Origin of the sequence: Achromobacter sp. HZ34, assembly GCF_002209485.1 — a bacterium.
Lineage (GTDB): Bacteria > Pseudomonadota > Gammaproteobacteria > Burkholderiales > Burkholderiaceae_B > Bordetella_C.
In genome coordinates this window covers 117659-144554 of record NZ_NJIX01000008.1, presented here as the reverse complement: position 1 = coordinate 144554, position 26896 = coordinate 117659, and the positions used below count along the sequence as shown (strand labels likewise).

At 62.6% G+C, this 26896-nt stretch carries 13 protein-coding genes and 1 pseudogene; 9 read left to right on the top strand and 5 right to left on the bottom strand.

The window, feature by feature from the left end; genetic code table 11:
• The first annotated feature begins 181 nt into the window (after positions 1-181).
• From rimP to typA, 6 genes are all read left to right on the top strand, one after another.
• Positions 182-664 carry a ribosome maturation factor RimP gene (gene rimP, locus CEY05_RS26560; protein WP_088600457.1) on the top strand — a complete coding sequence of 161 codons (483 nt, stop codon included), beginning with the start codon at positions 182-184 and terminating at the stop codon, positions 662-664.
• The gene (gene nusA, locus CEY05_RS26555) at positions 661-2148 is read left to right on the top strand and encodes a transcription termination factor NusA (protein WP_088600283.1); all 1488 of its coding nucleotides are present in this window, start codon (positions 661-663) and stop codon (positions 2146-2148) included. The genes rimP and nusA overlap by 4 nt, the downstream gene beginning before the upstream one ends.
• Before the next feature lie 84 nt (positions 2149-2232).
• The gene (infB, locus tag CEY05_RS26550; RefSeq protein WP_088600282.1) at positions 2233-5553 is read left to right on the top strand and encodes a translation initiation factor IF-2; all 3321 of its coding nucleotides are present in this window, start codon (positions 2233-2235) and stop codon (positions 5551-5553) included.
• Between the two features lie 24 nt (positions 5554-5577).
• Positions 5578-5979, top strand: coding sequence for a 30S ribosome-binding factor RbfA (rbfA, locus tag CEY05_RS26545; protein ID WP_088600281.1), 402 nt, complete (start codon positions 5578-5580; stop codon positions 5977-5979).
• 36 nt (positions 5980-6015) lie between these two features.
• Entirely contained in the window at positions 6016-6753 is a 738-nt protein-coding gene (truB, locus tag CEY05_RS26540; protein WP_088600280.1) for a tRNA pseudouridine(55) synthase TruB, read from the top strand.
• Between the two features lie 10 nt (positions 6754-6763).
• Positions 6764-8584: a translational GTPase TypA gene (gene typA, locus CEY05_RS26535; RefSeq protein ID WP_088600279.1), complete on the top strand. Its 1821-nt coding sequence runs from the start codon at positions 6764-6766 to the stop codon at positions 8582-8584.
• Between the two features lie 133 nt (positions 8585-8717).
• On the opposite strand, the gene CEY05_RS26530 is transcribed toward typA, so the two are convergent.
• From CEY05_RS26530 to CEY05_RS26515, 4 genes are all read right to left on the bottom strand, one after another.
• Positions 8718-10292: a Fic family protein gene (locus CEY05_RS26530; RefSeq protein ID WP_088600278.1), complete on the bottom strand. Its 1575-nt coding sequence runs from the start codon at positions 10290-10292 to the stop codon at positions 8718-8720.
• A 50-nt stretch (positions 10293-10342) separates the two neighbouring features.
• Positions 10343-12007 (bottom strand): lipopolysaccharide assembly protein LapB, encoded by a 1665-nt coding sequence (locus tag CEY05_RS26525; RefSeq protein WP_198952918.1) that lies wholly within the window; start codon positions 12005-12007, stop codon positions 10343-10345.
• A complete protein-coding gene (locus CEY05_RS26520) occupies positions 12004-14595 on the bottom strand; it encodes an NERD domain-containing protein (RefSeq protein WP_198952917.1) in 2592 nt (863 codons plus the stop codon). Before CEY05_RS26520 ends, CEY05_RS26525 begins: the two co-directional genes overlap by 4 nt.
• A gap of 323 nt (positions 14596-14918) precedes the next feature.
• Complete coding sequence (locus tag CEY05_RS26515) at positions 14919-16055, bottom strand: alkene reductase (RefSeq protein WP_088600277.1); 1137 nt, start codon at positions 16053-16055, stop codon at positions 14919-14921.
• Positions 16056-16219: 164 nt separating this feature from the next.
• Here CEY05_RS26515 and CEY05_RS26510 point away from each other — a divergent pair, with 164 nt between their 5' ends.
• Positions 16220-17146: a LysR family transcriptional regulator gene (locus tag CEY05_RS26510; protein WP_088600276.1), complete on the top strand. Its 927-nt coding sequence runs from the start codon at positions 16220-16222 to the stop codon at positions 17144-17146.
• Between the two features lie 4 nt (positions 17147-17150).
• Here CEY05_RS26510 and CEY05_RS26505 read toward each other — a convergent pair whose 3' ends face one another.
• Positions 17151-18641, bottom strand: a complete 1491-nt coding sequence (locus CEY05_RS26505; protein WP_158219434.1) for a glucosyltransferase domain-containing protein — start codon at positions 18639-18641, stop codon at positions 17151-17153.
• 553 nt (positions 18642-19194) lie between these two features.
• On the opposite strand from CEY05_RS26505, the gene CEY05_RS26495 reads away from it, so the two are divergent.
• Positions 19195-26388 (top strand): autotransporter outer membrane beta-barrel domain-containing protein, encoded by a 7194-nt coding sequence (locus CEY05_RS26495; RefSeq protein ID WP_088600273.1) that lies wholly within the window; start codon positions 19195-19197, stop codon positions 26386-26388.
• A gap of 99 nt (positions 26389-26487) precedes the next feature.
• Positions 26488-26773, top strand: a pseudogene (locus CEY05_RS26490) (IS30 family transposase); the annotation flags it as partial.
• Positions 26774-26896 lie beyond the last annotated feature (123 nt).

Here is a 26896-nt window from a genome sequence, read left to right as displayed (position 1 = left end):
CGGGTTTTGGCGTTTCCGCATGGCTGGCAACGAGGCATTTATCCTTGTCTACCGCCGTCACGGTCGCCAAGCATCCCGGTCAACGACGAGTGAACAAATAAAGGCGTGGGTAGCATTGCTTTCAAGCGTGCTTCCCGCACAACACGATGGGCTGGGCGTACAGCCCATTTTTTTCGAGCATATGGCTGATTTATTCGCAATGACCAAAGAGGCGCTGGCCGGCATGGACGTCGAACTCGTCGACGTCGAACGTGCCGCCCTGGGCCTGCTGCGCGTGACCATCGATCGTCCCGAAGGGGTGCGTATCGAGGATTGCGAACAGGTGTCGCGTCAGCTGTCGCGCGTGTTCGAGGTCGAGAATATCGATTACAAGCGGCTGGAAGTGGGTTCGCCTGGCATAGACCGCCCTTTGCGCAGCGAAGCCGATCTGCGCCGTTTTGCCGGCGAGCGCGTGGAAGTCAAGCTGCGTGACGCCGTGGAGGGCCGCAAGGTCTTTAACGGCATCCTGGTCGCCGACGAAGCGGCGCAGGAGCAGGAAAAGACCACTTTCGGTGTGGAATTTGAGGCAAAGAAGAACGATATCCAGGTGGTGCGTTTCACGTTCGATGATGTCGAGCGCGCCAAGCTGGATCCCGTTCTGGATTTCAAGGGCAAAAAGCGATGAGTCGCGAAATTCTTCTGTTGGTCGACGCCTTGGCGCGCGAAAAGAACGTAACGCGCGAGGTTGTGTTCGGAGCGCTCGAAAGTGCGCTGGCTTCGGCCATGAAAAAGCGGTTCAAGGACGATGCGGACATCCGTGTTTCCATCGATCGTGAAACCGGCAGTCACGAAGGTTTTCGCCGTTGGCTGGTGGTGCCGGACGAAGCTGGCCTGCAGGAACCCGACAAGCAGGAAATGCTGTCGGACGCCCGCGAAATCGTGCCCAATATCGAAGTTGACGAATACATCGAGGAACCGCTCGAACCCATCGAGTTCGGTCGTATCGGCGCGCAGGCGGCCAAGCAGGCCATCTTGCAGAAGATCCGCGACGCCGAGCGCGAACAGGTGCTGAACGACTTCCTGGACCGTGGCGAGACCATCGTGTCCGGTACCGTCAAGCGTATGGACAAGGGCGATGCCATCATCGAAACCGGCAAGATCGAAGCTCGTCTGCCGCGCTCGGAGATGATCCCCAAGGAAAATATCCGTGTGGCCGATCGTGTGCGCGCCTTCGTGCTCAAGGTCGATCACGCCGCGCGCGGCCAACAGGTGATCCTGTCGCGCACGGCGCCTGACTTCATCCGCCAGCTCTTCGAAAACGAAGTGCCCGAGATCGAGCAGGGCCTCCTGGAAATCAAGGCGGCGGCACGCGATGCCGGCGTCCGCGCCAAGATTGCCGTGATCGCCTACGACAAGCGTATCGATCCCATCGGTACCTGCGTGGGCATGCGCGGTTCGCGCGTGACCGCGGTGCGTAATGAGCTGGGCGGCGAGCAGGTCGACATCGTCCTGTGGTCGGAAGAGCCCGCTCAATTCGTCATCGGCGCCCTGGCGCCGGCGAACGTCGAGTCGATCCTGGTCGACGAAGACAAGCACGCGATGGACGTGGTGGTGGATGAGGAAAACCTGCCCAAGGCGATCGGCGCCAAGGGCCAGAACGTGCGTCTGGCCTCCGAGCTGACCGGCTGGCAGATCAACATCATGACGCCGGAAGAAAGCCAGAACCGGCAACAGTCCGAGCGTTCGACGCTGCGGACGACGTTCATGAACAAGCTGGACGTGGACGAAGAAGTGGCCGACATCCTTATCGATGAAGGTTTCGCGGGCCTGGAAGAAATCGCCTACGTGCCGATGCAGGAACTGCTGGAGATCGAGGCCTTCGACGAAGACACGATCAACGAACTGCGTACTCGCGCGCGCAACGCTCTGCTGACCGAAGCCATTGCCCAGGAAGAAGCCCTGGAAACGGCGCAGGATTTGCTGACGTTGGAAGGCATGACGTCTGAACTCGCCGCCAAGCTGGCCGAACGCCAAGTCCACACCCGTGATGACCTGGCCGAGCTGGCCACCGACGAGCTGGCGGAAATCTCGGGCCTGGATGAGCAGGCTTCGAGCGATCTGATCATGCGCGCCCGCGCGCACTGGTTCGACGAGAAGGAAGGGGGGTAGGCTGCTGAGCGGCCCGCCTGGTAATCGTTTTATTGGATTGCGCTAGTCATATTGTTAGATCGCCGTACACAGGAAGAACGCCTAATGTCGAGCAACACCGTCGCCCAGTTCGCTACCGAGCTGAAAATGCCTGCCAATGTGCTACTGGAACAGTTGCGCTCGGCTGGCGTTGAACTCAAATCGGTAGACGATTCCGTCACCGACAGCGACAAGGCGAAACTGCTCGACTCGCTGCGCCGCGCTCATGGTGGCGCCGCGGAAGGCAAGAAAATCACCTTGACCCGTCGCCAGACCTCGGAAATCCGCCAGGCTGACGCGACCGGACGCTCGCGCACCATCCAGGTGGAGGTGCGCAAGAAGCGCGTGTTCGTCAAGCGTGATCCGGCCGAGCTGGCCGCCGAGGCCGCCGCCGAGCAGGATGGCATCGCGGCGGAAGCTGCCGACGAGCAATCCGCTGCCACGCCGGCGACTGCCAGCGGCACGCCTGCTGTCGAGGCCACGGCATCGGCAGCGGCCGATAGCCAGGCGTCGCAGTCGGCCTCAGCACCGGCGGCATCCTCCGATTCGGCATCCGGTCAAACGGCATCCGCCGAGGCAGCCGCCGCGCCGGCCGAGTCCGTGGCCAGCACCCCCGCGGCTGCCGAATCTGCGCCTGCCGCGGAAGCGGCCAGTGCACCGAAGCCCGCCGAGACGCCAGTCCAGGCCAAGGCCGAAGCTGCGCCCGAGGCGCCCGCCAAGGCTGCCCTGGCGGCTGACGCTGAAACCAAGCCGGCGGCCGACGCCCCGGTGGCGGAGGCCAAGCCGGCCGAAGCCAAGCCTGGCACTACGCCCCAAGAGAACGCTGCCGAAAAATCGGTGGCGACCGAAACCCAAGCAGAACCTGTTTCCCGACAGCCGGAACCCGAACACGAGGCATCCGCGGCACCCGCCGCCGGCCCCGCCGCCGAGCCGGTCGCCGCCGTTGCCCAGCAAGAGCCCGTGAAGATTTCCGAACCTGTCGCGGTTGCGCAGTCCAGCGCAACCCAGTCCGCAAAGCCGGCCGCCGAGGGCGCCGCTAAACCGTCCACGACCCCGTCGGCCGCCAAGCCGGCGCCTGGCGCGCCGCCCGTCGCGACCCGACCCGGCGTACCCCAAGGACAAGCGCCGGCCCAGGGCCCGCGTGGTCCGCGTGCCGGTGAAGCCCGCCGCGGTCCGCCGCCCGTCGCCGCGTCGGCCGCCGCCACGCTGACCTCCGCGCAGCGTGACGATGCCCGTCAACGCGCCGAAGCCGAGGCTGCCGCGCTGCGTGAAATGTTGAACCGTCCGCGCAAGGTGCTGCGTGCGCCCGAACCGGAGGCGCCTGCCAATCCTGCGAACCTGCAGGGTACGCTGCACAAGCCGGCCGGCAAGCCCGCGGCCGCCAAGAAGGATGCCAAGCCTGGCACCACTGGCGCACCGGGCACCAAGAAGACCATCAAGACCACCGAGGTGTCGTCCTCCTGGAGCGACGACAACCGCGGCAAGAAACCCGCCGAGAAGCCGGCCGCTCCCGCCAGCCGTGACGGCTGGCGCGCGGGTGGCAAGGGCGGCGGCAAGGGTGGTGGCCGACGCGGCCAGAACGATCGTCGCGGTGGCGGTCACCAGCAGGAAGCCGCATCGGCGGAATTCATTTCCCGCGAAGTGCACGTGCCGGAAACCATCTCCGTGGCCGACCTGGCGCACAAGATGTCCGTCAAGGCCGCTGAAGTCATCAAGCAATTGATGAAGCTGGGCCAGATGGTCACCATCAACCAGGTACTGGACCAGGAAACGGCCATGATCGTGGTCGAGGAACTGGGCCACAAGGCCATCGCCGCCAAGCTGGACGATCCGGAAGCCTTCCTGGAAGACACCGCTACCCCGGGCGAAGAAGCGGAACTGTTGCCGCGCGCTCCGGTGGTTACCGTCATGGGCCACGTCGACCACGGCAAGACCTCGCTGCTGGATTACATCCGCCGCGCCAAGGTTGCCGCGGGCGAAGCCGGCGGCATTACGCAGCACATCGGCGCCTATCACGTCGAAACCGAGCGCGGCATGGTGACCTTCCTGGACACCCCGGGCCACGAGGCCTTCACGGCCATGCGTGCCCGTGGCGCCAAGGCCACCGACATCGTCATCCTGGTGGTGGCGGCTGATGACGGCGTGATGCCGCAGACGCGTGAAGCCATCCACCACGCCAAGGCGGGCGGTGTGCCGCTGGTGGTCGCGGTGAACAAGATCGACAAGCCGGGTGCCAACCCCGAGCGCGTCAAGCAGGAACTGGTGGCCGAAGAGGTCGTGCCGGAAGAGTACGGCGGCGATGTGCCGTTCGTCTCGGTGTCGGCCAAGACCGGCGCGGGCATCGATGACCTGCTGGAACAGGTGCTGCTGCAGGCGGAAATCCTGGAATTGAAGGCGCCCGTCGAAGCCCTGGCCAAGGGCCTGGTCATCGAAGCGCGCCTGGACAAGGGCCGTGGCCCCGTGGCGACGATCCTGGTGCAGAGCGGTACGCTCAAGCGCGGCGACGTCGTGCTGGCTGGCGCCAGCTTCGGCCGCGTGCGCGCCATGCTGGACGAGAACGGCAAGCCGGTGCAGACCGCGGGTCCTTCCATCCCGGTGGAAATCCAGGGCCTGACCGAAGTGCCGGCCGCCGGTGACGAACTGATGGTGCTGGGCGACGAGCGCAAGGCGCGCGAAATCGCGCTGTTCCGCCAAGGCAAGTTCCGCGACGTCAAGCTGGCTCGCCAGCAGGCCGCCAAGCTGGATTCGCTGTTCGACAACCTGGGCGAAGGCACGCAGACCCTGGCCCTCATCGTCAAGACCGACGTGCAGGGTTCGCAGGAAGCCCTGGTTTCCGCGCTTACCAAGCTGTCGACCGAGGAAGTGCGTGTGCAAGTGGTGCACGCCGCCGTGGGTGGCATCTCCGAAAGCGATATCAACCTGGCCATCGCCTCGAATGCGGTTGTCATCGGCTTCAACGTGCGTGCTGAACTGAGCGCCAAGAAGCTGGCCGACAACAACGGCATCGACCTGCGCTACTACAACATCATCTACGACGCCGTGGATGAGGTGAAGTCGGCCATGTCGGGCATGCTGGCGCCGGAGAAGCGCGAAGAGATCATCGGCCTGGTCGAGATCCGCGAGGTCTACTCGATTTCGCGTATCGGCAATATCGCCGGTTGTATGGTCCTGGACGGCATCGTGCGCCGCGACTCGCAGGTGCGCCTGCTGCGCAACAACGTGGTCACCTGGACCGGCCATCTGGAATCGCTGCGCCGCTTCAAGGACGACGTGAAAGAGGTCAAGTCCGGTTTCGATTGCGGCCTGACGCTGCGCGGCAACAACGACATCCAGGTGGGCGACCAGCTGGAAGTCTTCGAGATCAGGGAGATCGCGCGTACGCTGTAAGGCGAGCGTCGCGTATCGGTGATCATGAGTCGTCACAAGTCCAAAGCCATCCCGGGCCGCAATCTGCGGCTGGCCGACCAGATCCAGAAGGATCTGGCCGTGCTTATCCAGCGGGAAATCGACGTCGCGCGCGGCGGTCTGATTACGCTGTCCGGGGTGGAACTGTCGCAGGATTATGCCCATGCCAAGGTGTATTTCACCGTCATGGGCGCGGAGCCGGAAGCGGCCACCGCCCTGCTCAATGAAAAGGCGGGCTGGCTGCATTCGCAGCTGTACCGCATGCTGCACATCCATACCGTGCCGACCCTGCGCTTCTTCCACGATGAGCAGATCGCGCGCGGTATTGAAATGTCGCAACTGATCGATCGTGCCAACCGTCCCGATTCCTATCGTGACAAGCCCGACGAGCCTGAAGACCAGTCCTGAGCGGCTGTCGTCACTGCTTTTTCCTGGAATACGACGATGGCCAAACGACGCGGGCAGGTGCTCGACGGAGTAGTGCTGCTGGACAAGCCTGTAGGACTGTCCAGCAATCATGCCTTGCAGCGCGTGCGGCGCACGCTGGATGCCGCCAAGGCGGGGCATACCGGAACGCTGGATCCCTTCGCTACCGGCTTGCTGGTGTGCTGTATGGGCAAGGCGACCAAGATTGCCGGCGCGATGTTGAACGCCGACAAAAGTTATGTCGCGACGTTGCGTTTCGGCGAGGAAACCGATTCGGGTGACCTGACCGGCAACGTGGTGGCAACGGCGCCGGCGGGATTCGCCGGCGTGGACGAAACCGCGCTGCGCGACGTGCTGTCACGTTTCGTCGGCACCATCGAGCAGATTCCGCCTATGTATTCGGCGCTGAAGCGTGATGGCAAGCCGCTGTATGAGTACGCCCGCGCCGGCATTGAACTTGAGCGGCCACCGCGTCAGGTGACGATTTACCGCATCGAACTGCTTGCCTGCGAAGGCATGAGCGCGCAGATCGATGTGGCGTGCAGCAAGGGGACTTACATCCGGACGCTGGCCGAGGATATCGGGCGTGCGCTGGGATGCTACGGCCACTTGTCGGCGCTGCGGCGCACCCAGGTGGGGCCGTTTTCGCTGACGCACGCGGTGGCGCTGGAAGATTTGCAAGCGATGCCTGATCCCAAGCAGACATTGCTGCCCATGAATGAATTGCCGGCGGGCCTGGTGCCTGTCAAAACCTAAAGGATCCGTTATGAGTCGCGCATTGCGCAACGTCGCCATCATCGCCCACGTCGATCACGGCAAAACCACGCTGGTCGACCAGCTGCTGCGCCAGTCGGGCACCTTCCGCGAGAACCAGGCCGTGGCCGAACGGGTCATGGACTCGAACGACCTGGAAAAGGAACGCGGCATTACCATCCTGGCCAAGAACTGCGCGGTCGAGTATGAAGGCACGCACATCAACATCGTCGACACCCCGGGACACGCCGACTTCGGTGGCGAAGTGGAACGTGTGCTGTCGATGGTCGACGGCGTGCTGCTGCTGGTCGATGCGGTCGAAGGCCCGATGCCGCAGACCATTTTCGTGACGCGCAAGGCGCTGGCGCTGGGCCTGAAGCCCATCGTCGTCGTCAACAAGATCGACCGCCCCGGCGCGCGCGTGGACTTCGTCATCAACGCCACGTTCGAACTGTTCGACAAGCTGGGCGCGACGGAAGAGCAGCTGGACTTCCCCGTGATCTACGCATCGGGCCTGTCGGGCTATGCCGGCGAGACCCCCGACGTGCGTGAAGGCGATATGCGTCCGCTGTTCGACGCCATCCTCAAGTACGTGCCGCAGCGTAATGACGATCCCAACGGCCCGCTGCAACTGCAGATCATCTCGCTGGACTACAGCAGCTACGTCGGCAAGATCGGCGTGGGTCGCGTCAACCGTGGCCGCATCCGCACCGGCATGGACGTGCAGTACCGCTTCGGTCCTGACGGCGAATCCGGCAAGGGCCGTATCAACCAGGTGCTGAAGTTCAAGGGCCTGGAGCGTGAACAGGTCACCGAAGCCGAAGCCGGCGACATCGTGCTGATCAACGGCATCGAAGGCCTGGGCATCGGCTGCACGGTGCTGGACAGCGCCTCGCCCGCCACCGAAGCGCTGCCCATGCTGCGCATCGACGAGCCGACGCTGACCATGAACTTCATGGTCAACACGTCGCCGCTGGCCGGCCGCGAAGGCAAGTTCGTTACCAGCCGCCAGGTGCGCGACCGTCTGGATCGCGAACTGAAGGCCAACGTGGCACTGCGCGTGCGCGATACCGGTGACGACACCGTGTTCGAAGTGTCGGGCCGTGGCGAACTGCACTTGACGATTCTGCTGGAAACCATGCGTCGCGAAGGCTACGAGCTGGCCGTGTCGCGTCCGCGCGTGGTGTTCAAGGAAGTCGATGGCGTGCGCCAGGAGCCTTTCGAACTGCTGACCGTGGACGTGGAAGATCCGCACCAGGGCGGCGTGATGGAAGAACTGGGCCGCCGCAAGGGCGACCTGCTGGACATGCAGCCGGACGGCCGTGGCCGTACCCGCCTGGAATACCGCATTCCGGCGCGTGGCCTGATCGGTTTCCAGAACGAATTCCTGACCATGACGCGCGGTACCGGCTTGATGAGCCACATTTTCGACGAGTACGCCCCTGTGCGCGAAGGCAGCATCGGCGAGCGTCGCAATGGCGTGCTGATCAGCCAGGACAACGGCGATGCCGTGGCCTACGCGCTGTGGAAGCTGCAGGATCGCGGCCGCATGTTCGTGAATCCGGGCGAGCCGCTGTACGAAGGCATGATCATCGGCATCCACAGCCGCGACAATGACCTGGTGGTCAACCCCATCAAGGGCAAGCAGCTGACCAACGTGCGTGCGTCGGGTACCGACGAAGCCGTGCGCCTGGTGCCGCCGATCCAGATGTCGCTGGAATACGCGGTGGAATTCATCGACGATGACGAACTGGTTGAAGTCACGCCGAAGTCGATCCGGCTGCGTAAGCGCTACCTGACGGAAAACGAGCGCAAGCGCATGTCCCGCGCGTAATAGCCCTACCTTGAGGAGCGCAAACGCTCCAGCGGGCTACGCCCGCGGACCGGAAGACCTGTTCCGCGGTGCTCCCAAAGCGTTGTGGTTCTTAAGAAAAGCCCGTGCATCATGTGCACGGGCTTTTTTCATTTCACGATGACTTCAGTGCCGGGCCGCCTTGGGCGCCGTCAGAATGCGCTTGCAGCCATTGCCGTCCGACTGCCGTCAGCCGGTAGCGTTGCTTACTGCTGCGGGGCTTTTCGGGGAGCGTCATTTCCAGGACGCTCAGTCCGAGGGCTGGCAGCAAGTAAGTTTTGCGGAAATGATCTTCATGCTTGAGCGTCAGCGCCTCCTGCAACTGTTGTCGCGACATCTCTCCGACCACAACGCGCAACAGGCGCTCGACTTCCCCGGTGACTTCCCCGGTGACTTCCCCGGTGACTTCCCCGGTGGGAACGAGGGACAACGGATGCCGCGGCAGTCGGATCACGAACGACAGGCGGTCATCGTCTGTCTCGAATAGCGGCGCGGGCGATCCGTTGGCCGCCATTTCCTTCAAAATTTTCGGGATACCGGTGGAGCGCCCTTCGGTCATCTCCAGTTCCTTGAAGAACTCGCCGATGCGCCGGTTGCGATAGCGACGGCTGACGGCACGGCCCACTCTCAGGTCTTCCATGCGGATCGACCTATCCGGACCGGGGTAGCTCGCCACTACAAATTCATCGTGGCTGATACGCACCTCGATGGGTTCGCGCTCCTCGTAGGAGCGGTGGTAAACCGCGTTCACCACGGCTTCCTCGATGGCGGAGAATGGGAAGTTCCAGATCCGCGTGGCTTCCGCGCGATCCGGATGCTTGATAACCGTTTCGTGCAGGTAGTTGCGCTGGATGTAGCTCAATGCCTCGCGCGTCATCCGCGCAAGCGGGCCCCTGAAGATTTTCTCGTCGAAGCGATTGCCGCCCGCGCCTTCGGGGAACCACACCACGTCAATCTGTACGCCAGGAAAGAACTTGTCCGGCGTCTCGTTGAAGAACAACAGGCCGACGTTCTTGGGCCAGGGTGATTCGACGGGGCCCCCCGCTACAGACATCTGCCGACCCAATGCTTCGGCGGAAAGCTTCGGCGCATCCGCCGCCAGCGCGCTGTCTACTTCCTCCAGGAAGCCCTGCATCAAGGGCTTGGACAAATCTTCCGCACACGCCGTTTGGTTGAAACGGTCGTCGAATGGCACCTTGGCCGCCAGGCTTAGCAATTCCTGCTCGGTGTCACCCTTGGCCTCGACCGTGCTGCTATAGCGGCGGATGTAATAGCGCCATATTTTCTTGTTGGCGGTAACGGCCTCGGGTGCCTTGTATGGCCGAGTCTGACCGCCCGGTGCCCACAACACGATCAGGTTGCGGCCTTCGACCTGCTCAACACTCAACATGGGGAAGTAGGGCGGCTGGATCAATTGGCAGTACGCCAGAAGTCCTAGCTGAATCTTGTCGAGTTGATTGTCTGGCAGCCCGACCGGCGGGAACACCGGTTGGCCATCGGCGTTGCAGTTCTGTCCTATCACTACATAGCCACCACCCAGGTTTTCGAAGTCGTTGGCAAAGGCACAAAGCGTGCGGATGATAGCGTCCGGGTTCCACCCGGTTTTGTATTCGATGCGCTCGCCCTCCACGGTGCGCTGCCGCAGCAAATCCTCAAGGTTGATAGGGAGCTTATTGTTTGCGATCACCATTGCCTTCTCTCAATGCGATAGCCGATTGCCAGGTGGCTGGCTGGACCTGTTCATAAAGGATTCAACTTGATGACTCGCCAGCTGCGTTCGCCTTTGGTTGGGTGTTTTGCGAACACAGCCAACGCGGCCACGTCGATTACGCTAGAAGCGACTGATTCAACAATATCCGAGGACACGTAAGCATCATCCACGAAGCCGAATCCCTTGGGATTACGTCGTAGCTTTCCTTGGACGAGCTTCACGTCTTTGTCGGGCAGCTCCCCCCGCTCCACGCTGAATGCATCCAATCGATCGTTCTTGGGATTGCGCGCCAGGCCGAGTCGCACACTATCGCCCACACAAAGGGATCTGGCGATGGAAGCCTCCGTACCCAATTCATCGCCAGTCCCTGCAATGAAAACCTTCAACGGTTTTTCTTGGGAGGCTTCGCGCACGACTATTCCCGATCCCGATTCAAGGCAGTCCCAGCGCTTTCCTTCGGGCCTGCCGGAAACATGGACGATGGTTGCCCTGCCTTCACCATTTTGGCGTCCAATCACGACCGTAACTGGACGTCCAGGCTCCATTTTGAGTTTTTTCATGCCTGATCCGACCAGACTCCAGGCCTTTCCTTGGCCATCCTTGATGGCGAATCGCGGCAAGGCTCTCGGTCTCCAACCGGGACGCGGTTCCTTAGGCATATGTGGAATCAGAAGGCCCAGATAGGTCGCAGCCGCGGTTTCCACGACATCAAAGCAAAGCGCCAGCGCCGCAGGCGAATGGCGACCATAGAATTCTTTCGGCTCTTCAGCCTCGTTTGCAGACGGGTCGTACCACGGTCTGGCAATCAACGCTTCGAGCTCCCGTCCAATCGGCCATTTCTCGGCCTGACGGATATCGATCGTGATGGCAATTTCCCTGCTGGCCTGGGCATAATCCTCTTGCTCTGCCAGCAATTCGGCCAACTCTCGATGCGCCTTCACCAGAAACTTCGATTCGGCGGGACATTCCAGTGCGCGGCAGAAGCAAGATAAAGCTAGTTCCGGCTGCTCCGATTGGTACAACCTCCCGGCTTCTGCCCAGACCCAGAATTCATTTCGCTTGGCCTTGATGACGCTGGTCAAAAGTTCGGTAGCCCGCTGAAAATTGCCTTTGTTGCGGAACAGAATCGCTGCATTCCAGTTCAACCAGAGTGGGAAGTCCCCCGTGGCTTTCTTTTTCGCCGCCTCGATCCACTCCAAGGCCATATCCACGTCTTCATCCGTGGCTGCATCCGAGTGGGTCTTTATCCATTTGCACAGACCCAAGGCAATCTTCGTGGCCAAGGATGGAAGGGATTTTTCCTGGTATTCATTGGGCTGCCAATCTTCGTCGCGGAGGCCGTCCAGCCGTAGCCAATAGATGATGGAAGCGTACGTCGGCAACAAGTGAGCAATCTTGGTGATTTGCCCGACGATCATCGAACAGGCCATTTCCGGCACGCGAGGCTGGGATTGTAGGTATTCATCCCATCGCGTCCTTACGTAGTTCAAGTCCTGATGACTGGCTCGTTGACTGGCTTTCAGCGCCGCGTCGATTCGAATAACCGCCTGTTTGATCTCGTCGAAAATAACCCAATCCAGTTGTGAGCGGGTCTTGAAGTCGTCCGGATTCGCCGCAAGCACGTAGCCCGCTGCTTCGCGGGCCTCTTTCAGTTTTCCTTCCTTGCGCAACCTTTGGACATCCTGCCAAGTCACAACAACGCCTCCTTGATTTCATCGAGCAGAGCCAAGTTGCTGGTGTGGAGCGGGCGCAGGCTGGAAACCAGCCCCTGCTTGCCGAAGTTGATCTCGATGGAAACGCGCTCTTCATGATCCCGTGCGACAACGAGGTGCAAGCGATATGCAGCTTCAGTCGCCGAGACAATCTTCCAGCCATAAGGTCCCAGCCGCGACCTGGCGGAAGTCAGCAAACTTTCGACTTCCGGTGAGTAACCATTGGCCTGCAGGCATTCCGCGGCCAGGCTGGCGAGCAACGACCAATGTGCCGAGTCATTGACGTGTATGGCGGTAACGACGTTCTTGCCGTTGTACGCGATGCGCAGCCTGGATAGCTCACCCTTCGGGCCGACAAGGTCGTATTGCTCCTGATAGGAGTGGCAGGCAGCTTTGGCCACATGCCAGCCCAACGCCTGCGCCGCCTTGGCGATGCGCAGCCAGATGGCTAGCGATTTGTGAAAGTCCTTGGATTCTTCCAAGCCCGGCGGCACACTGCGCTGCTGGTCTTGCTCCGAGGCGATGCCATTGGGCTGGAAGGACCACCCCGCACCGATCGGGATGTCTGCGGCCACTGACACAGCCGCGGTCTTCCAAACGGCCGAGTCGTATGGCTGGATGTCGGTGAAATTCACCAGCACCAGCTCGCGCTCGGGAACGGTGAGTGCCGAATAAAGCCAGCGGAAGAAGCCTTCCGAATGGTGGCCTGCCGCATGATCGCAGTTCACATAGCAAATCGCCTGGGACATGCCCTGGGCATGATGGACCGTAGAGGCGTAGCCGTAACGCACGTAAGCGAAAGCTGGCAATGGGGGGAGAGTCTCGGACTTGCGGCGAACCCATTCCGCAATCGCAATATCCGCGCTGAGTTCGGGTCTCTCAGAAACGAGAAACTCCTCGAATACGTCTACCGGATTGTGCTCGGTTTTATCCAGTGAGCAACTCATGGAATGGAACACGATTTGAGCGTCACGTCCCTTTAGCGGCTGTTCGTACGTTTCCCTGAGGCCAACCGAGGTCACCAGCCGGCGACCACCAAAATCCTTGTCCTCCCCACTGACATAAATTTCCAGCAGGTCACCCGGCTCAAGGCTCATAGGCCGCTTCTTGCCGTGCAATCGTTCGCGCACCCAGACGGTCAATGCATTCGCCTTCGCGTGGGTTTCGGCGAGATACCAAACAGAACTGGGGTCGGACCTATATCGCTCCAGGATCTCCGAAGCTGCAGTTTGTCTATCGGCCTGTCGGAACCCCTCATCCTTCAATAAGTCCAGTTCCGCGAATCGCTCCGAACGAATGGCCTTCACCAGGCGTTCAGCGTTGGCTAGTTTGGCGGAGCCACCGGTGGTATCGATCACCTGGGACAATTCCAGAAACTGATGCTTCAGTTCCCGGCTCTTCTGAAATTGCCCTAACAAAGCGGAATCGTTGTCGCCCGAGCGCTGGATCTGATAGGGATCGCCAAAGAAGATTGCTTTGCGTTTACCTGACCCCAGCTCAGTGAAGTCACAAAAATCGTCGAGCAGGTGACCTGAGCCGTATTGCTTGCGATCCGGCGTGGTGAACCGGGAGTTGCTTAGGAGATGAGCATCATCCAACAGATAGACGGCGTCCTCGTCGTCTTCACAAAGGCGCATGGGAATGACATCGGGCTCCGCGCTTTCCTTGGCGACATCATCCTTCTTGCCTTGGGAATTGACGCCGCCGAAGAGGTGCGCGTAAATGCTTTCGGCTTCCACGGGGGCATGCACTGCCAAGCGCCGATTGGGCGCCAACACGATAGGCGTCCTGCGGGATTTCTGGATCTCGGAAACTAGAGTGGCCAACAAACGGCTCTTACCAGTCGAGGTCATTCCGAGAACGGAGAAGGTAATCAGCCCGTCCGTGGAAACGAAATTGGTCAGTGTCTGTAGCGCCTCGTGCTGGTGTGCGGTCAGGAGCGTGCGGGGCAATGGCTTGAACGGCTCCTGGCCGATGTCCCGCACTTTGGGGTGGCTGGAGAGCCACTCGACTGGCTGGACGCCCAGTTGATGAATAATGTCCTGCGCTTCCTTTGGATCGATATGCAGTTCGGGCGAAGCGAGGCGATCCAGCAGCGCTGTGCAGTTGTTCAGGTTCGTTGGATAGAACCACGAGCGAACTTTGGCTGGAAGTTCCAGGTGATCTTCGATATCGCCGCCAAATACGACGCCGGCTGAAATATGTCCGAGATTGCGGCCAGTGAGCAGCGACTTGGATTGCAGCCAGTTCAGGACTGAGAATTTGTTATCGCGCAGTTGCTGATAGGGATTATCTTTACGCCCGCCTTTGACCACTGCACCATCGGCCTGCCATGGACCGTTTTCAGTGCCGATCAGCCTGCCATCATGGCTTTTGAAATCGGCAACCAGAATAGCGGAAGGCAAAATGCAGACCAGATCGATCTCGGCGCCGTTCCACAAGGCATTGGCGATGACGATGATCCAGTCTGTGCTGGTTCCCCAGCGTAGATCCAGACGATCCAGGAAGACTTGGAGCATCTGGTTTTCAGTGGTGCGACCAGCCTTCTTTCCGTAGACGAGGATAGTCATTGGCCACCTCGTCTTTCCGAGCTGACCACGAGGTGCCTTGAGTTCACGATTTACCCTTTTGGGTCGTTCCAGCACGACCCAGAAACTTCGTCGCAAGTTTCCGTCAGCGGCTTGGGCGGGTGCTAGCGGAACAGAGGCAGCCTTTCATCGCATGTTCGGGCTGATGGAAGATGGACGCCAGTTTATCAGGCTGGCAGATGAGCAGCGCCATGCTGTCCGGCGCAGGCGTAAGTCAGGCGGAAGCAAACGAAGGGCCGGCGCGTATGGCAGACGCGCCGGCCCTTCGTCTCGGGGGCGTTGATATGGCTGGCGCCTGGCGCCGCTTACGCGGCGGCGTGTGGTGCGTAGTCGATCAGTCCGCGCGCATCGCCACCGTAGTACGTGCTGCGATCGGGCTCGGCCAGCGTCCAGCCGTTGCGCAATCGCGCCACCAGGTCGGGATTCGAGATGAACGGTTGGCCGAAGCCGGCCAAGTCTATTACGCCATCCGTTATCAAACGTTCGGCGCGCTCACGGGTCATGCCTCCCGCCAGGATCAGCGCCGTATGCGGCAGTACGGCGCGGAACACCGTAAGCAGATGCTGGATGCGATCGGAGACGGAGGCGCCGGTGGTCTTGATCGTGTCGGCGACCGCGAAGCCCGATTGATCCATGATGTGCACGTATGCCAGGCCGCGCTGGCCCAGTGCCGTCACCAGGGCGGTGTAGGTCTCGTCGATCTCATCGTAATGCGGCATGTCGAAGAGCTTGCCATAGGGCGACAGGCGTATGCCTACCCGTTCACGCCCGATCCTGGCAATTACGGCATCGACCGCCTCAAGGGCGAAGCGCAGCCGGTCGTCCATGGTGTCGGCGGCGTACCGGTCCTTGCGATCATTGATCTTCGGGTTGAGGAACTGTTCGAACAGATAGCCATTGGCGCCGTGGATCTCGACGCCGTCGAAGCCGGCCTCGATGGCATTGGCGGCCGCATCCGCGAAGTCCTGCACGATGCGCGGTACTTCTTCGGTCGCCAACTGGCGCGGCTCGGTCACCGGGATCAGCGCCGGCTGGCCTTGGTCGTCGTAGCCGAATGCCGTCGCCCCCTCGGCGAGCTTGGAGCTGGCGCTGACCGGGGCCTTGCCATCCTCCTGGATCGACGGGTGGGACACGCGTCCGACATGCCATAGTTGCGCGAAGATGCGCCCGCCAAGGGCGTGGACCGACTGGGTGGTCAGGCGCCAGCCGGCGATCTGCTCGGGCGTGAAGATGCCAGGATTGAACAGGTAGCCCTGGCCCTCGCGGGAGATCGGCGTGCCTTCGCTGACGATGAGGCCCGCGGTGGCGCGCTGCGCGTAGTAAAGCGCGATGGTTTCCGTCGCGATGTCCTGCGGCGCGCGCGAACGCGTCATCGGCGCCATGACGACGCGGTTTTGCAAGGTGACGCCGGACAGATTGAAGGGTTGGAACAGGTTGGACATGAGTTTCCTGGGCGCTGCCGCGTCTGGATCCGTCGTGGCGGAGGCGTATGCAGGGATGCGCAGCGGCGAGCAGAGTCGATTGATAAGGAACAAATGCTAGGCCGGCCAGCATGATTCAACAATCCGGCATAATCACATATCACTAATGCAAAACCAGCAACTCCATGAAGATCAGTACCTTGCGATACTTCGTGCATATCGCCGCCTCGGGCAGCTTCGTCATGACGGCGCGACGGTTCGGGGTGCCGCAATCGACGGTGTCGCGCCAGATCGCTGCGCTGGAAGCTGAACTCGGTCAGCAGTTGCTGCTACGCCATACCCGGGCCGTCAGGCTGACGGAGGCAGGCGCGCAGTATCTGGCCGACGTGCAACCTGCCCTGGATTTGATCGACGCGGCGGCGGATGGCCTGGTCGGCGAGGACGCGCCCTTGAGCGGGGTGATTCGTGTCAACGCGCCGGTCAGCCTGGGGAAGATGTACATCGCGCCGCTGCTGGCGGCGTTCCAGGATCTGCATCCGGCGATTGCGGTTGAATTGACGCTGACCGACACGCTGGTGGATCCGATCCAGGAGAGCATGGACATCACGGTGCGCATCGGCAAGCTGGCCGATTCCGGCCTGGTGGCGCGAACGCTGGGCACCCAGACGTATTTGCTATGCGCCAGCCCGGCCTATCTGGACCGGATGGGGCGTCCTGCCAGCCCTGACGACTTGAAGGCGCACAACTGCCTCCTTTACAGAGGACAGTCCGGCGAGCAGAAATGGTATTTCCGCAGGCCGCAGGCGTCCGTGAGAACGGTGTGCGAGGTCGCGGGAAACTTCAAGAGCAACAATGCCGAAGCGCTGGTCGATGGCGCGCTCTCGGGGCGGGGGCTCGTGCTGTTTCCGTCGTGGATCTTTGGCGCGCGCGTGTTCGCGGAAGGACGTCTTGTGCCCTTGCTGCGCGAATGGGACGGTGCGGGTGAGCCCGAGCCGCACGATATCCATCTGCTGTATCCGCAAGGGCGGCTGCGATCGCGCAAGGTCAAGGCGCTGTCGAATTTCCTGCAGGAAAAGATCGGGTCGCCCCCGGCGTGGAATGTGGTGATTTGATCGTTCAACGTATCGGTGGCGGCTCGCCGTTGCGCTTGAACATGAAGATCGCCACGTGGTCGCGCACATAGACGCGATAGGCGGCGCGGGCGATGTCGGGTTTCTGGTTGGCCAATTGCTCGATGGTTTCCGCTGGAATCGTACGCATGGGCGGAACGGGGCCGAACATGCGTAGTTGCTCCGTGGCCCAGCCCCAGCCCTGCGTCAGGTGCACGGGCAGCAGTTCCGCGAGGATGGGATGCTTGCGCATATTGTGGCGCACGATGGGCGGATGGCCGGCCTCGCCGACCAGGGCGATGCCGTCCAGCTGGTTTTGCAGGCGCAGGGCGGCGACGTCGTCCACCATGTTGCCGGACAGATTATCTTCGTAGGCTTTCTGCTGTTCGAGTGAATTGCCGTACACGGAGGCGATCAGCACCATCACGGCGGCCGGCACGACCAGCAGGCCGATGGCGTAGCGATGGTCGACCCGCAAACGGGGCACCGCGGTGGCCAGGATCAGTGCCGATGCGGCCATCAAGGCACCGAAGCCCATCATCACGCGTGGCGCGAACACGGGGTCGGCGAGGACCAGCATGGGACCCCATGGCGCGACCAGCAGGGCCAGCGGCAGTAACGGTACCGCCAGGCCCAGCGCGATGCGCGTGCCGACGCCCGCATGCGGCCACGTCCGGATGGCGTAACGTAGCGCGCCGATCAAGGCCAGCGGCACCGCCACGCCGGCCAGGACCAGCAGGACCCAGCCGCGCAGCGTGGTCATGGTCATCAGCACGTAATGCCAGAAGTGGGCCAGGTTGGCGGCGACAGCCGTGGGATCGATACTGCTGTGTGCGTTCGAATAGCCGCCGCGCACGGTCTGCTTGAGCACCACGGCATAGAGCAGGCACGCGAGCAGCGTGGCGCCGATCTGGCTGCCCAGTTGGCGCAGCAAGATGCCTGGAGCCGTATCGCGCCATTGTCCGGCGACGATCTGCGCGATGACCAGCAGCACGTAGACATTGGCGGCAGGCTGGTAAAGGCACAGGGCCATCAGCAGGAGCAGCATCTTGCGCGGCAGCTGCAGCCTGCCGCGCATGGGGTCCAGCGCGGCGATCGCCGCCAGCACCAATGCCGCCGTCATGGTCAGCACGTCGAATTTATAGGACAGGTTTTCCAGGTAGTAGGGACTGCCGGCCAGTGGCAGCACGCAGAGGGCCGGCAGCCAGCTGCCTGGCAGCTGGAAGCGCCGGCCTATCAGCGCGGCGAGCCCGGCCAGCATCAGCAGGGCGGCCAGTTGCGGCACCGGTGTGATGTCGGTCAGCGGGGTGCCCGCGTTGACGACCTCCATGAGCACATTGGCCAATGGCCGGCCATCGGAACCCCAGCCCAGATAGCCTGCGCTGGCGCGGCCCATGTCATCGATGTAGAGACGGTCGGCGTGAAGGATGGGCCAGAGGATCAGGCCGAACAGGATGAGCGCCGCGGAGAAGGCATTGCGGGGGAAAGAGCGGGACATTGGCGGGGGAGATAGCGTGGACGGGCGTGCTGCCGCGGGCAGTATATCCACCGCACGATGGACCGTGGAGACATGGTTTGGGACATGGGGGAACTGTGGTGCGTCAGCCATGGCACGTCTTCATTTCTTCGCAATTTGACGGAAATTTAACGGATGCTTGGGGGGCGTCTTGCAGCCTTCTTGCAAGCCGCGTTCTACGCCGACTTACAAGACTTTCGTGTGCTCAGGCCTTCGCAGCCAGATCTCGATGATCTTGTGTTCCCGCAGTGCCGCGAGCCAGCGGTTGCTTTTGCGGGGGGATTACCCCGTCCCCAGAGCCAGGTAACTCTGCTCAAGCTTGAAGTAACACAATAAATCCATAAGAAATACAAAGCTGCAGATGTCAGCTGAGGAGGCGGAATTTGGTAGGATTGCCCGCGAAAATTGCATTTCGCAACATTACAGGCGGAATGGAATTACTTCTTCACATCACGGGGGGACCGTTGCAGAGTCCTTCACTTGGGTGTGCTCCAGTAAGGCAGACTAGGAAGCAGGTATGCGGACGGTTAAGCGATTGGAAATCGGGCAAGCGGCGCAGGATCGCAAGGCCTTTACTCAACGCTTACTGTGGGCCGCGCTGTTTGGCGCCACGTCCCTTGCGGCAGGGCCCGCCTACAGTCAGATCGCGTGCCAGGTACAGAATCAGCAAAACGGCTTTTCGAATCCCCAATATGTGTGTTCGAACGCGCCTGGAACGGCGAATACGACCACTCCCATCGCCGTCACTGCGCCGGTACAGTCGCCCAACCCACTTTTTACGCAGGTCACCAATTGGGATGGCCTGACGTTTGCCCTGACGCCTTCGTCAAGCACCGCGCTGTCCGTATCTTCCGCCGGCGGTTCCCCCCAGGGCTTGGAGGTCTGGACGGGCGCCAATGGCGGTATCAAGCTTACCGGGCAGATGTCGCTGAACAATGAAGTGTTCGGTATCTGGGCCCAGCAGGCCGCCTCGGACGGCGGCAACGGCAGCCCTACCGCCACCGGCATCACCATCACCAGCAACGGCCAGATTTCCATGCAGGCGCCGAATGCGCCCGTAGTCGGGGGCGCGGCGATCTGGGCGGCGGACATGGGGGGCAACGCGAACGCGTTGGGCTACGGCGGAAGCGGCGGTACATCGTCGAACATCACCATCAACAACAACGGCGCGATCACGGCGAAGCTGACCGGGTCGCAGGGTTTCGCAGGCATCCAGGCCCTGTCCGCCGGCGGCGCCGGGATAAGCACTGGCCGGGGGGGCAGCGCCGGGCAAGTGGAGGTAACGTCCGGGTCGTCGACCGTCGTCGACTGGACCTGGCAGAACACGGGCGGCTCCAATTCGGGTGTCTATGGCATCCTGGCGGCATCGCAGGGCGGTGCGGGCGGCGTGTCGACCACCGGCATGAACGGAGCCAATGGCGGTGCCGGCGGCAACGGCCAGCAGGCCATCGTGACGTTGACCAAATTCGGCGACGTCAATGTCAACGTGCAAGGCACGCCTCCCTCTGCAGGCACACCCTTGCCGACCGCGGCAGTGGCGGCCATCAGTACCGGCGGCGCCGGTGGCGCGGCCACCGTCGGCAACGGCAATTCCGGCGGCAACGGCGGCAACACGTCCGGCGTGCAAATCTTCGATGTCGACGCATTCATCACGAGCAACGGCGATAACATGCCGGGCTTGCTGGCCTATACAAAAGGCGGCGCGGGCGGCGACGGCGGAACGGGTTTCGTAAATGCGGGAGCGAATCCGAATGAGAATGGCGGGTTAGGGGGGAGCACGGGTGGCGCGACCATTAACGTGACGGCGCAAACCCGTTCCATGTCGATATCGACCGCATCCGGCGGCGCGGGCTCTTCGCCTGCTATCGCAGCGGTACAACAGGGCGGAGCCGGCGGGTTCGGCGGATTCAGCCAGACGTCGATAGGAGGTTCGTCCAGCGGCGGGGTGGGCGGTGCGGGGGGATCGGGTGGCTCGATCAACATCCTGGTCCAAGGGCAGGGCGCCAACACCGTTGCGTTGGACACCAATGCCGCCAGTTCGCCTGGAATCTATGCGTCCAGCAAGGGCGGTGCCGGCAACTATGGCGGCTCGGCCGAGACAGGCGCCCTGGGGCCGTCGACGGGCGGCGCCGGCGGGGCGGGTGGGGCAGGGGGAAATATCGATATCTCTTTGATCCAGACGAACATCACCACGAACCAGTCCAATTCCCCCGGGATCGTCGTGGATTCGGAAGGTGCCGCTGGCAGCACCGGCGGTTTCGCCAACGGCACCACCGCCGCAGCCGGCAATGGCGGCGCCGGGGGGGCGTCGGGCAACATTACCATTACGACGGATGCCAACACGTCCATCACGACGGGCAACGGCGCCATTGCTTCCTCGGGGATCCTGGCGCAAAGCCTGAGCGGCGCCGGCGGGGCCTCCCAAAGCAGCAACGGCACCTTCGGCGGTGCCGCCGCCACTGCCGGCGCCGGGGGGGATGTCGGCACGATGTCGATCACCAACGGCGGCGCCATTACCACCTTCGGTCCGGCCTCGCGCGGCATCCTCGCGCAGGCGATGGCCGGAGCGGGTGGATCGGGCAGCTCCAGCTGGTCCATCGTGCACGATGCCGGCGGCGCCGGCGGCAACGCCGGCCAGGCAGGCACGATCAATGTCACGAACAACGGTGCGATCACTACGGCAGGCGATAGCTCGGCCGGTGTCCTCATACAGGCGTTTGGCGGCGGAGGTGGGGCGGGCGGTGGCGCTTCCGGCGTCATTGCCAACGTCGGCGGAGGCGGCGGTGACGCAAGTGCCGGCGGCAACATCAACTTCGTCAACAATGGCACCATCATCACGGCCGGCGCCGGCGCCATCGGTGTATTGGGCCAGTCCACGGGCGGCAATGGCGGCGATGGGGGCGGCGCCACCGGTATTACGGTGAGCGTCGGCGGCAACGGTGGGACCGGAGGCGGCAGCACTTCGCCGAATGCGGGTGCGATCACCGCCAATCTGAACTTCCTTTCGCAGGTCTTCACCTTCGGCGATTTCGCCCATGCCGTTGTCATGCAGTCCATCGGCGGCGGCGGCGGCAATGGCGGCAACGCCACGACGACCGGAGCCAACCTTTCGGTCAGCGTCGGCGGTACCGGTGCTTCTGCCGGTAGCGGTGGCCCGGTTAACGTGAATCTGTATGGCTCGGACATTTTGACGGAAGGCAACAAATCCGTCGGCCTGGTGGCGCAGTCCATCGGCGGCGGTGGCGGTACGGGTGGCGGGGCACAGGGGGCGTCCATCGGCCCGGGCATCGACGTGTCCGTTGCAGTTGGCGGGCAAGGCGGCTCCGGCGCCAACGGCGGCGGACCCGTCCAGGTAACCATGGTGGGCGGTTCGATCACGACCGGACAGGCGGCAGACCTGATAGGCCCTTCGAATGGGCCTGCGCAGATATGCCCGGGCACGTCGAATGGCGCGTGCAACGTATCGCCGGTGGACAGCTTTGGCGTGCTTGTTCAAAGCATAGGCGGCGGGGGCGGTCATGGCGGAAATGCCGCGGCGTCGGCGATGGCGATCGTCGCGCCGGGTACGCCGGGTTCGGTCAGTACATCGGTGTCGGTAGGGGGCAAGGGCGGATCCGGTGGCGACGGCGGGCTCGCATCGTTCGCGATGTCGGGCGGTGCCCCGGGCGCGTGGCCAGCCCCCACAACCATCACCACGCTAGGCAACGGCGCGACGGGCGTGATGGTGCAGAGCATCGGCGGCGGCGGGGGCGATGGTGGCGACTCGTCGGCCATGTCCGCGTCGGTCGGCTACGGGTCCGGCGCGTCGCCCGGCGGGGAGTCGTACGGCCTGCAACTGCAAACGACCGTCGGAGGAAATGGGGGCAAGGCGGGCAACGGAAACACTGTCCAGGTTGTCATCGGCGGCACGGTGACAGCGGCGGGGGCAATTACCCAGGATACCAACGGCAGCTCGACTACAAGCATTACTACCTACGGCGATTTCGCCGCCGGGATCAAGGCCCAATCCATCGGCGGCGGCGGCGGTGATGCAGGCACGGGCTCGGGCAATACGCAGGACTTCGGCACCGGCACTACCTCCACAGTCGGTTTCACCGTGGGCAGCAGCGGCTCGCCGGGTGGCGCCGGTGGCAATGTGACTGTCGCGCTTTTGCCGGGCAACGGAATCACGACCTGGGGCGCGGGGTCGCCCGGCGTCATCGCCCAATCGATCGGCGGTGGTGGCGGCACGTCGCAGGGCGGAGGATTGAACCTTGCGCAGTCAGGGGCGGGCATCAAGCCGGGCCTGACGCTCGTGCTGGGCAACCGGCCCAGCGACGTAGGTGGCAACGGCGGCAGCGTCAGCGTCAACGTGGTCGCGCCCATTACCACCCATGGCAACGATTCCACCGGCGTTCTCGCGCAGTCGATCGGCGGCGGCGGCGGCCTGGGCGGAGGATCCACATCGGACAGTTCGGGCGACAACCCCGTGCTGCAGGCGTTGCAAGGCCGCGAATTTCTCAGCGATGTCGCCAATCAAATGGGTGCAAGCGACGACCCGGTAACCACCAACGCAGTGCTAAGGGTGGACGTCGGTGGCGCGGGGGGCACAGGGGGTAACGGCGGTGCGGTATCGGTATATCTGCCATGGAAGATCTTTACGTTGGGAAATCCTGTGACAGCAGGGGGCAACCAGCAGGCAAGCAGCGGCGACTGGGCGCATGGCATCGTGGCGCAATCCATAGGCGGCGGCGGCGGCAAGGGCGGAACTGCATTTTCCAGCGCAAAGGGGGCCGACTGGGCCGAGTACAACGACTCCTACAACGAGGCGGTTGGCGGTACCGGGGGCTCTGGGGGCAACGGTGGGGCCGTAAATATCTACCTGCAAGAGAATGGCGCCGTGCAGACCGTAGGCTACGGCGCCACGGCCATCGTGGCGCAGAGTATCGGCGGCGGTGGCGGCATGGCAGGAGACGGCTCCGATGCTCTCGGCGGGGAGCTGTCGGTAGGTGTAGCGACAAATCGCGCGGCCGGCGCCTCCGGCAGCGGGGGGGTCGTCAACATCAATACCAGTGGGGCGACGGCCAGTGTGATCACGACGTCCGGAACCTTCGCAGACGGCATAAACGCTCAATCGATCGGCGGCGGCGGCGGTATCGCGGGCGCGGGGTCCAGCATCTGGGGCTCGCCTACCGGAAATCCGGTTTCCCATGCGACCACGCAAGGTATGGTTTTTTCGGCGGGAGGCGGTGCTCTCAGCACGGGTCTAGGCGGGGCAGTGTACATTAATGCCTTGAACACCCCGATCATGATCGACGTCAGCGGTTTCGGCGCGTACGGCATCCTGGCGCAGAGCATAGGCGGGGGCGGCGGCAACGTCATTGCGAACCAGGCAGGTGCGGGGGCGCCGACGCTGTACCTTGGCGGTCAGGCCGAAGGTTTACCTAACGGCGGACCGGTTGCTGTCGCCCTGGCGTCCGGCTCGATTATCAATGCCCGCGGCACCGCGGGCATCGGCGTGCTGGCGCAGTCCGTCGGTGGCGGTGGCGGCATTATCCGAGTCAACGACGGCTTGAACACAACCCCCTCGCTGACGACCGGAAGCAATGCCGCCTTGGCGCTACAGCCCGTTCCCAACCTTGGCAGCGGCGACTCTGTGAATGTCACGTCCTGGGGCACCATTGCCGCGAATGGCGCGGGGGGAATCGGCATTTTCGCGCAAAGCGTGGGAGACGGCGGCGGGCTGATATTGAACGGTTCCACGCTGTATGCCGGTTCGCCTTATCCATGTTCCCAAGTCTTCTGCAGCGAGGTGGCCGCCACGGGCGGCAGCGTCAACGTAACCATCAACAGCGGTTCCGTATCGGCCACGGGACAGAACGGCATCGGTATCTTCGCGCAAGTCGCGGGTTGGGGGCCGCTCATCCCCTTCGGCAATCCCAATGTGATTGTGGGCGATGGCGATCCCAGTAACCAGGTGACGGTAACCGGTGGACCGGGTGGCGCTGGCGTTTGGGTCGATCTACCCGGCGGTTATTCAGGGGTCGGCGTGGATCAGGCAACAGTGAAGGTACAGGAGGGCGGCGTCATCAATACGTCGCAGGGCTCGCAGGGCACTGCCATCAACGTCAGCGGCGGCGGCAGTATCGTGGTAACCAATCTTGGGGGCATCCAGGGCAACCTTAACCTGAACACGCTGGGCACACTGATTTCGGACACCGGCAGCTGGTTCAGTCCGGGCCCCATTACCCAGATCGGCGGAGAGCCGCAAGTGCGTGGCACCCTGCTCAACGGGGGCACCTGGACGCCGGGCCCATCGGCCAATGCGAATATCTACAACGAGGGTTTCATCCAGTACGACGACGCGGCGATGGTGACCAAGGTGAATGGGCATTTCATCCAGTCCAGCAGCGGACGCCTGAGTCCCATGATCGATTCGCTGAACAACCATGCCAGCCTGTTCCAGGTCAGCGCCACCGCCGTGGTGGATGGCTTGATCGTTCCCAATGCGGTGTCCTTGCTTCAAGGCGAGGTGCCGGTGCTGACGTCCGGTACCCTTACTTCGACGGCCCAGGCCAAGGATTCACTGGTATTCGACTGGGATGCCAGGACCTCGGGCAACACGATCACGCTGAAGCCCACAAGCTTCACGCCGAATATCGGTGCGTTGAACGGCAGCCAGTCCTCGCTGGCGAACTACTACAGCCGCGGCTGGAACAACATCGATCGCGGTCTGGCCACGACATTCGCGGGCCTGTCGCATATCGATGACGTAGGCACGTACAAGAACACGCTGAACAACCTGTCGAGCAAGGGCACGCAGGCACAGTCGATGGCCGTTATCGAGTCTGCCGGCACCATCCTGGGCGCCGGCATGAGCTGCCCGGTTTTCGTCGGCGACAGCGTGCAGCTGGGTGAAAATAATTGCGTCTGGGGGCAGATCAACGGCCGCTGGACCGATCAATCGTCCACCAGCGACATCCATGGCTATCACGTGTCGAGCACCACGTATCGCATCGGCGCGCAGCACCAGGTTGCGCCGAACTGGTTCGTGGGCGGCTCGTTGGCGGCGGGGCAGAGCTACGCGCGCGCCAAGGGCGGTTCGTCTGGCGATGGCGACGTCTACGATGGTTCGCTCACGGTAAAACACCTGATGGGACCGTGGTATTTCGCCGGGTCGCTGGCGATGGCAACGGGTTCGTTCAACAATAACCGCCAGGTCAACGTGTTCGGCGAGTCGACCTCGCTGGGCAGCGATTCCAATATTTTCCTGGCGGGCGGACGGTTCCGCGCGGGGTACGAGTTCGATCGCGGTGACTGGTATATACGACCCTACGGCGACGTGGACGTGGTGTACACGCACGCACCAGGCTTCAAGGAAAGCGGCTCTTCGCCCTACGCCCTGAATGTGCGCAGCGCCGACCAGACCAACTTGGCGTTCTCGCCCATGCTGGAATTTGGCCGGCGTGGCGACCTGGACTCGAAGACCACGATACGCGCCTATGCGGCCTTCGGCATGAGCTGGCGTCCTGATAACACGCGTACGGTGCGCTCCAGCTTCTCCGGCGCGGACTCCGCCAACGGCACCTTTAACGACTACATCAAGTCGCCGGAAGTGCTGGGCAAGGTCGACCTGGGTGTGCAACTGTTCCGCGCCGGAGGCTACGAATTCAGGGCAGGGTACACGGCCGATATCGGTCATTCGTACTTGAGCCAAAGCGCAACGGCGAGGTTCGCTTATCACTTCTGATCAACTGTGAGTGGCGCTGGCAGGCGGTGCATCCGTCCTGCCGGCAGCCGACCGGTCGGGGGGTAACTCCCTCATTTTTAGCGATTGTGGATTCAGACTAAGGAAAGCCTAACCCGGGACCGCGGGGCTGAGTTGTCAGCGCACAGGCACTTTAGTATTGCTACCAATATGGTCGTTTACTTCTGCGATCGGGGCAGCCCCTGGCAGCGAGGCACCAACGAAAATACGAACGGCCTGCTACGCCAGTACTTCCCAAAAAGAACAGGCTTGGCAAGCTACACGCAGTGCGAGCTTGATGCAGTTGCCGCCAAGCTAAACTCCCGCCCCACAAAAAACGTTGGGGTTCAAGACCCCTGCTGAAGCGCTGGACGCAATGTTGCACTGACCGTCTGAATCCACACCGCAAAGGCGGTCTTCACGTTCGACCCCCGATCCACAATTCATGCAAAGCACGCCACCGCCTCCTGTGCTGACTATGTGCTGTTTGCCGGGCAATTGTCCCCATTAT

What these genes read in the sequence shown, in the direction of transcription:
- rimP (WP_088600457.1), top strand. Translation starts at nt 182, where the DNA reads ATGGCTGATTTATTCGCAATGACCAAAGAGGCGCTGGCCGGCATGGAC.
- nusA (WP_088600283.1), top strand. Translation starts at nt 661, where the DNA reads ATGAGTCGCGAAATTCTTCTGTTGGTCGACGCCTTGGCGCGCGAAAAG.
- infB (WP_088600282.1), top strand. Translation starts at nt 2,233, where the DNA reads ATGTCGAGCAACACCGTCGCCCAGTTCGCTACCGAGCTGAAAATGCCT.
- rbfA (WP_088600281.1), top strand. Translation starts at nt 5,578, where the DNA reads ATGAGTCGTCACAAGTCCAAAGCCATCCCGGGCCGCAATCTGCGGCTG.
- truB (WP_088600280.1), top strand. Translation starts at nt 6,016, where the DNA reads ATGGCCAAACGACGCGGGCAGGTGCTCGACGGAGTAGTGCTGCTGGAC.
- typA (WP_088600279.1), top strand. Translation starts at nt 6,764, where the DNA reads ATGAGTCGCGCATTGCGCAACGTCGCCATCATCGCCCACGTCGATCAC.
- CEY05_RS26530 (WP_088600278.1), bottom strand. Translation starts at nt 10,292, where the DNA reads ATGGTGATCGCAAACAATAAGCTCCCTATCAACCTTGAGGATTTGCTG.
- CEY05_RS26520 (WP_198952917.1), bottom strand. Translation starts at nt 14,595, where the DNA reads ATGACTATCCTCGTCTACGGAAAGAAGGCTGGTCGCACCACTGAAAAC.
- CEY05_RS26515 (WP_088600277.1), bottom strand. Translation starts at nt 16,055, where the DNA reads ATGTCCAACCTGTTCCAACCCTTCAATCTGTCCGGCGTCACCTTGCAA.
- CEY05_RS26510 (WP_088600276.1), top strand. Translation starts at nt 16,220, where the DNA reads ATGAAGATCAGTACCTTGCGATACTTCGTGCATATCGCCGCCTCGGGC.
- CEY05_RS26505 (WP_158219434.1), bottom strand. Translation starts at nt 18,641, where the DNA reads ATGTCCCGCTCTTTCCCCCGCAATGCCTTCTCCGCGGCGCTCATCCTG.